The sequence below is a fragment of the Lonsdalea iberica genome (assembly GCF_002111585.1).
GTDB lineage: Bacteria > Pseudomonadota > Gammaproteobacteria > Enterobacterales > Enterobacteriaceae > Lonsdalea > Lonsdalea iberica.
The window spans coordinates 1-7,776 of sequence record NZ_LUTP01000076.1; the positions used below are offsets into that span (position 1 = coordinate 1).

6 protein-coding genes are annotated in these 7,776 nt (G+C 54.8%); all 6 read left to right on the forward strand.

From position 1 onward, the window contains the following. The coding region (locus AU511_RS16250; RefSeq protein ID WP_139829410.1) for a formylglycine-generating enzyme family protein at window positions 1–582 on the forward strand (582 nt) is incomplete at its 5' end. Window positions 583–631: 49 nt separating this feature from the next. After that, window positions 632–898 carry a PAAR domain-containing protein gene (locus AU511_RS16255; RefSeq protein ID WP_094110302.1) on the forward strand — a complete coding sequence of 89 codons (267 nt, stop codon included), beginning with the start codon at window positions 632–634 and terminating at the stop codon, window positions 896–898. 3 nt (window positions 899–901) lie between these two features. Next, window positions 902–2,056 (forward strand): hypothetical protein, encoded by a 1,155-nt coding sequence (locus tag AU511_RS16260; RefSeq protein WP_094110303.1) that lies wholly within the window; start codon window positions 902–904, stop codon window positions 2,054–2,056. Then, window positions 2,043–5,462, forward strand: coding sequence for an ImcF-related family protein (locus AU511_RS16265; RefSeq protein WP_094110304.1), 3,420 nt, complete (start codon window positions 2,043–2,045; stop codon window positions 5,460–5,462). Before AU511_RS16260 ends, AU511_RS16265 begins: the two co-directional genes overlap by 14 nt. Next, window positions 5,462–7,057, forward strand: a complete 1,596-nt coding sequence (tssA, locus tag AU511_RS16270) for a type VI secretion system protein TssA (RefSeq protein ID WP_094110305.1) — start codon at window positions 5,462–5,464, stop codon at window positions 7,055–7,057. The genes AU511_RS16265 and tssA overlap by 1 nt, the downstream gene beginning before the upstream one ends. A gap of 50 nt (window positions 7,058–7,107) precedes the next feature. Beyond that, a partial coding sequence (locus AU511_RS16275) for a YidX family protein (protein WP_094110306.1) occupies window positions 7,108–7,776 on the forward strand: 669 nt, incomplete at its 3' end.

Sequence of the window (7,776 nt, forward strand, 5' to 3'; positions counted from 1 at the left end):
TTACCAGTAGGCCCATTTATGAAAAGCCATCCTTCATTGCTGAAGAGAGATTATTCGGTAAGTGTTACTTGGCAACAGGCTAAAGATTACTGCCAGTGGTTGGGTAAGATGTCAGGTAAAAAGATCGATCTGCCGACCGAGGCACAATGGGAATATGCCGCGAGGTCCAGAGGGCAATATCTTCCCTTCGCTACCAATAACGGGAAGTTTGAGGAAGGCAAGAACATCCCCAATGAAGAACAATTGGATGAATATACTGACGGTGTCGGGCTCCCTTTTTACCCCATCGGAAAACACCCTCCAAATCCACTCGGCCTTTATGACATGGGCTTAAGTGGTTCTGAATGGGTTAATGACTGGTACGCATCTGACTATTATTCTGATTCCCAAGTGAATGACCCTCAGGGGCCAGAGAAAGGCACTAGGAAAGTATTGCGCGGATATATTGGTGGTGACAGCCAATATGCCCTGACTATGTTCAGACAATCCAAATTACCAGTTCCTAAGATCAATGCTTATGACGATTATGAGAAGTATGGCATTGGCCCACAGTATGTATTCCGCTGCGTAATGAATAATTAATTTTTATATTAAATTGCACGACAAAAAAATAAGCATTAAGGAGTTTGGAATGTCCAAAGGTTTCGTATTGCTTGGTGATAAAACTACACATGGGGGTCAGGTGCTTTCAGCATCCTCGACCATGATTGTTAATGGCAAAAAGGTTGCTCTTATCGGAGATAAAGTTAGCTGTCCGATAGAAGGGCATGGTGTTAATGCCATTATTGAAGGTTCGCCTGAATGGTCCTCAGACGGTAAAGCGATTGCTGTGGATGGTTGCCGCTGTGGATGTGGTTGTCAGCTGATATCCAGCGCACCGGATTGTGTAATAGGATAATTAATGAGCTGGGAGCGTGAAAAATCAACGGTATCCAAAAAGCCTGAAGAGCCTTCCTTTGTTCTTTGGCTTATGTTGGGAGTTGTTGCAGCTGTAGGGAGTGTGATGTTGTTTGTCCTACATGCTAATAAGTTTTTAGGACCTTTACAGGCATTCAATATTTGGGTCGTCACAGCAAGCCCCATAGTTATCTGTTTTTTCTTTCTATGCCTGCGGGGTTGGCTCTTCAATAGTGCATTTGATAAGCACGAGTTTGAGGCTAATGAGGCTGATTACGCCCAGCAACAATGGACTGAATGGGCCGGGAGAAACATTGCTGTGCTGCATAGCGGTGTCATTTTTCCGGATGCTCTGACGCCCTCTCTTTTTTTACAGGCTTCGGCTGAGCAAATGCAGCGCACAACATTGACGCAGCATTTTGATCACTCAACTCCAGAAAACTGTTTTTCACAACTACTTGAATGTGTCAGTGATGCCCTGGTCTGGGTTCCATCAGACTTACCCCTTAGTGCCACTTTGCTGACGGATTGGCAGGAAGATCCTCTGATACTTCAGGACGAATTTGCAAAGGTCTGGCAGAAGATAGTTCCTTTGTGCCCTGCGCCTGTTTTGAATATACAGACCGCAAATACTTTTATCTGGCTGGAAGAACGGCTTAAATCGCCAACGCTGGATGTGGATCTTATTCTGGTGCATCAGACTCAGGGGAAAGGGCGTTATAGCGACATCCTGGCCTCTTTGTTGCTGACATCAGATGATGTTGCCACAAAATATCAACTTACTCATGATGCCTGCCTGCTACGGCCAATGTCGTTAGATATGGGTGATATGAATAAATCACTGGATACGTTTTTCTCTACGCAGACTCAGTCCTGTGCCACTGCCTGTATCATCGGCGATCAGGTCGCATGGGGCGATTTATTTCCTGTTCTGCTTGAATCCGCTGCCATATATACAGGGCACTGGCAACCTGAACAGCTCCACTGGTTGGAAAAATATGCCGGGATCAGCGGCCCCTTTTCTCCATGGATAATGGCAGCAGTCGCCAGCGATATTGTGAACATACAACAAGCAGACTGTCTGATGCTTTCTACAGATGGTGAGCAGAAATTTATTAATACAGTGCAAACAGGGAACCGAAACGATGACCACGGGTGATTCAGCATGGCGCGGAGGCTGGGGAAGACTGGGTTTCTCCGCGCTTTTAGCAGGCGGAATTGCCTGGGGTATCTGGCACTTTGGCGATCAAATGGGGCTGCATACTCCGTTACTTAAAGGGCTGGTCATTGCCGGTGCCCTGATTTTATTGATGCTGTTGCGCCACAGCAAAACCATTACACTTGCTATTAAACAGGGCTGGCATCGCTCTCAGTCAAAACGCAAAAATGTTCTGCCCGTCGATGAGGGGCGTGTTGAGCAGACAGCCCCCCATAACGTCACCGTCGATACCATCCGTGAAGCCATGCGTAACCTCTACGGTCGGCGCTGGGGTCGTAAAACACGCATCCTGCTGATAACCGGTACGGCTTCAGAAGTAGAGCAGTTGACCCCAGGACTCACCACTCAGCTCTGGCAGGAAGATCGCGGCACGCTATTGCTGTGGGGCGGTGACCTCAATACGCCAGCAGACAGTGCCTGGCTGACCGCTCTGCGCAAACTGCGTCGCCGCCCGGTGGATGGGCTGGTGTGGGTCACTTCGGCCTTTGACCAGCTCTCAGCACCCGGGCTGGAGCAGCCGCTGCCGGTACCGTCTGAAAGCACCATGGATTCCCTGTCTCACGCCATCAGCGCGCGTATGGAAACGCTTGGCTGGAAACTCCCGCTGTATGTCTGGTCCCTACATCCGCGCGCCGGTCAACCGGAAGGGCGCATTACGCAGGCGACCGGCTGCCTGTTACCTGACGGGTGTCGTACCGAAGGACTGGCAGAACAGCTCTCCGCCCTGACGCCGAATTTGACCTCGCAGGGTCTGCAGCAGACCTGCGGTGAGGTTAAACATAACTTCTTACTGACGCTTGCCGACCAGCTTATTCGTGAGCCGGAAAGCGTGACCGCACCGCTGTCGGTGATGCTCAATCCGTATCGCCCGCTGCCGCTGGCCGGTGTGGTGTTCAGTCAGCCCTCTGCCGGTGCCGAACGTGCCGTGCCGCACCACTGGGGCTTGGATAAACGCTGGGATGTTCTGCCGGAGTCGGTCGGGACTCTCCCTGCCGGACTGACTCCGCGCAAACCGGGTATTCCATGGCGAAAAATGTTGGCGTCTGTTGTCGCTGTGGTAATGGTGGGCTGGGCCGTCTGGATGGGTATTGCGTATGTCGCTAACCGCAGCCAGATCGACGGGGCCCGTGCACAGGCCTTTTTTGCCGTGCAGTTAAACCAGCCGCTGGAGCAGCGTCTGCATGCCCTGTCTGAACTGCAGAAAACGCTGGCCCGTCTGCAGTACCGTTCTGAGCACGGCGTGCCATGGTATGAGCAGGCCGGGCTGAGTCAGAACAATGCGCTGCTGGCCGCACTCTGGCCACGCTATCAGGACAGCGCATTGCCTTTGCTGCGTGATGCGGCAGCCAGCCATCTGCAGAAGCAGGTCAGTGCCTTTAACGCGCTGCCGCCGGGCAGCCCGCTGCGTGAGCAGATGGCAAAAACCACCTATGATCAGCTCAAACTCTACCTGATGCTGGCCCGCCCGGAACGTATGGATGCGGCCTGGTTCAGTACCGCGCTGTTGCATGACTGGCCGAAACGCGATGGTGTGAAAGACGGCGTCTGGCAGGGCGTGGCTCCGTCACTGCTGTCGTTCTATGGCGCGCAGCTGGCTGTGCACCCGGAATGGAAGCTCCGTGCGGATGAGAGCATGGTCAGTCAGGCGCGTTCTCTGCTGGTTCGCCTGACGGGCATGCGCAACAGCGAATCGACCCTGTACCAGAAGATGCTTTCTCAGGTGGCGCACCTGTATGTCGATATGCGCCTTGAAGACATGACTGGGGATACCGACGCATCTCGTCTGTTCAGCACCACGGAAGTCGTGCCGGGGATGTTTACCCGCCAGGCCTGGGAGCAGGCGGTGCAGCCGGCTATTGAGAAAGTGGTGAAGGCGCGCCGGGATGAGCTCGACTGGGTGCTGACGGACAGTAAACGCCAGGCGGCATCACAGAATGAAGCCTCGCCGGAGGTGCTGAAGAAGCGTCTGACGGAGCGTTACTTTGCCGACTTTGGCGGGGCGTGGCTGGAGTTTCTGAACAGCCTGCGCTGGAATCAGGCGGCCACGCTGTCGGACTCGATTGACCAACTAACCCTGATGGCGGACGTGCGGCAGTCTCCTCTGGTGGCGCTGATGAACACCCTGAACGTGCAGGGGCGCACCGGCCAGGCCGGCGAAGCGATTTCTGATTCTTTGGTGAAATCGGCGAAGAGTTTGCTGGGGGGGGATAGCAAGGATGCGATTGACCAGGGGGCCGACGCTCACGGCCCGCTGGATACGACCTTTGGTCCGGTGCTGGCGCTGATGAACAAGAATCGCATGGGAGCACAGGAGCAGAGTCTGCAGTCGTTCCTGACACGTGTGACGCAGGTGCGCCTGCGCCTGCAGCAGGTGACCAATGCTGCCGACCCGCAGGCCATGACTCAGACCATTGCCCAGACCGTATTCCAGGGCAAGGCAGTGGACCTGACCGAAACCCGTGATTACGGAAGCCTGATTGCCGCCGGTCTGGGGCAGGAGTGGAGCGGCTTTGGGCGTACGGTGTTTGTGAACCCGATGGAGCAGGCCTGGCAGCAGGTGCTGACCCCGGCGGCCGACAGCCTCAATGCCCAGTGGCAGCAGGCGGTGGTGGCTGAGTGGAACAGTGCCTTTGGTGGCCGTTATCCGTTCAATCACTCCAGTAGTGATGTTTCTCTGCCGCTGCTCGCAAAATACCTCAATGCCGATTCCGGGCGTATCGCCCAGTTCCTGCAGACCCGCCTTAAAGGCGTCCTGCATAAAGAAGGCAACCACTGGGTACCGGACAGCATCAACTCCCAGGGCCTCGCCTTTAATCCGGCGTTCCTGAACGCCATCAATACCCTGAGTCATATCTCGGATGTGGCCTTCACCGAAGGCAACGCTGGTATGAACTTTGAGCTGCGTCCGGGCACCGCCGCCGGCGTGATGCAGACCGATATGCTTATCGACAGCCAGAAGCTGACCTACGTGAACCAGCTCCCGGCGTGGAAGCGTTTTGCATGGCCGGGCGACACGGAAGCACCGGGGGCGACCTTAAGCTGGATCAGCACGCAGGCGGGCACCCGCCAGTATGCCGATATTCCGGGTAGCTGGGGCTGGATACGTCTGCTCGATAAAGCCACTGTCAGCGCTTACCCGGGTATCGGCAGCAGTTACAGCCTGAGCTGGAAAGCACAGGACGGCCGCACACTCAATTACACCCTGCGTACCGAAGCTGGAGAAGGCCCACTGGCGTTGCTGAAACTGCGTAATTTCCGCCTGCCGGAAACCATTTTCAGCACAACCGGACCTGCAGTATCGGACCAGGTCGCCAGCACAGGCAATGATGCAGAGGACGTATATTGATGAGTACCCTTAATGCCTTACTCAGCGCCTGTCAGGCTGAACAGGAACCTTTACTTGCAGTGACCCGTGAACGGGTAGCTCAATGGGACAGCTGGTTGCAGCCGCTGCCCGGATCGTCGCCTGTTGGCGAGGATCCGGGCTATGACGATGATTTCCAGCAGATGCGAGAAGAGGTCAACAAACTTTCCGGCGCGGATACCGAACTCATCTGCCAGCTGGCAGAGAAGCTGCTGACCACCACCGCGAAAGACATTCGCGTGGCGACGTACTACTGCTGGGCGAAGCTGCACCGCGAAGGCGAGCAGGGGCTGGCCGAAGGGCTCGAACTGCTGGCCGGTCTGCTGGAGCGCTTTGGCACACAACTGCACCCGCAGCGTGAACGCAGCCGTAAGGCGGCACTGGAATGGCTGGCAGGATCGCGCATGACCGACTCGCTTTCCCTGTACCCGGAAGTGGTCAGGATCGATGCGATGCGTACTATCGGGGCGCTACTGCTGATCGCCGGGCTTACTGAAAACGAGCCGGATGAAACCCGCCCGGAACTCAATGCGCTGTACGGTGCGCTGGAAAGTCGTTTGCACAAAGCGGGGGGCGTGGATGCCGTGGTACCGCAGAACGCCAGTACCGGCGAAACCCCTTCACCTGCCAGTCACAACGATGCACCGGCTATCGGGCGGATCACGTCCGGTCAGGATTTGCTGTCCCAGGCCCGCACACTCACCGAATACCTGCGCGAGCAACCAGATGGCTGGCTGTCAGCACATCATCTGATGAAAAGCCTGCGTCACGACACCCTATGGGCCATCCCGGCTCCGGATGCACAGGGGCGTACACGCATCGAGCCACCAAGGGCGGATCAGCGTGCGTTACTCAAACGCCTCTACCTGCAGCAGAACTGGGCTGAAATGCTGGAGACAGCAGACAGCACGTTTTCCCGCGGAGCCAATCACCTGTGGCTGGATTTGCAATGGTATATCCACCAGGCGCTGATGAAATCCAGACAGGAGGCGCTGGCCGACATTGTCTCGGCAGACCTGAAAGGACTGTTATCGCGCCTGTCCGGGCTGGAGACGCTCGCATTCAGTGACGGTACCCCGTTTGCGGACGAAGTGACGCTGAACTGGATCCAGCAGAGCGTGCTGAACACGGTCGGCGGTTGGGATAATGACACGGCATCAGCCCCGGTAACCGCCGGTAACGATGACATTCTGGCGCTGGAGCCGGAAGCCGTGGCGCTGGCCGACAGTGAAGGCCCGGATGCCGCGCTGGGCTGGTTGCAGACCCGGCCGGGCATGACCACCGATCGTCAGAAGTGGCTGTTGCGTCTGATGATGGGCCGCATTGCTGAGCAGTACGGTAAAAATGAGCTGGCGGTGCACCTGTTTGCAGAGCTGGGTGAGCGTGCCAGAGAAGTGACTCTCAGCAACTGGGAGCCTGAGCTGCTGTTCGAGGTGCAGGCCCGCCATCTGAAACTGCTCAGACTGAAAGCAGCGCGCAGTGAGGCTGATAAGGCCCGCCTTACACCGGTAATGGATCAGTTACTTGCCGGGCTGATCGCTGTCGATCCCGCCCGTGCCGCCGTGCTTTGCGGATGATATTTAGTCATATCTTCAGGATAGAAATCAGGATCAAGGAAAAATAAAAAATGAAACATCTTAGAATGCTTATTTGTTTGGGTGTGATGTTCTTGCTTTCAGGCTGTACAGCATTATTGTGGGGAGGAAATAAGGTCGCTGAGCCACAAACAGAAAGGCATATTCAGATTCAGGATAGTGTCGCAGGTGTGTTTCAGTATAAGAACCTTGCTGTTTCTGCTATTCGAGCCAGTAAAAAAACGGCTGTTAACGTTCCTTCTGATGGCGTCGCCTTCGTCGGTGAAAAGAATATCTATATTCTGACTCAGGGGGCCGATGAACTTCTGTCTCTAAATAAACTTGCAGCCCAAATTCCTCTGATATCTGGGCGGGAAGAGAACTCTCTCAAATTTCGCATAAACAAGCCGTCAGACAACGATAGCGTGCTTCAATTCAGCGATGCATTACCCGTCAAAGTCAACAAATCTGCCAGTGCGCTTTCATCAGAAGAGTTAAACACTATTCAGCATGCTGGCTTTAAGAGCAACGGTGTCAGATACGTCAGAGATGTGTATATCACAGGTGTGATTATCCCTAAAGCGAGCGTTAATTATACTTTTAATAAGACTGAGTCTTTGGGGAGAGCATACTCCGTTCAGTTTTATTCACTGGAGGCAGGAACCGATTTTCATCCCGTAAATCTGGCGACCAATATTGTTGTTACTCCTTTGGCACTCTCC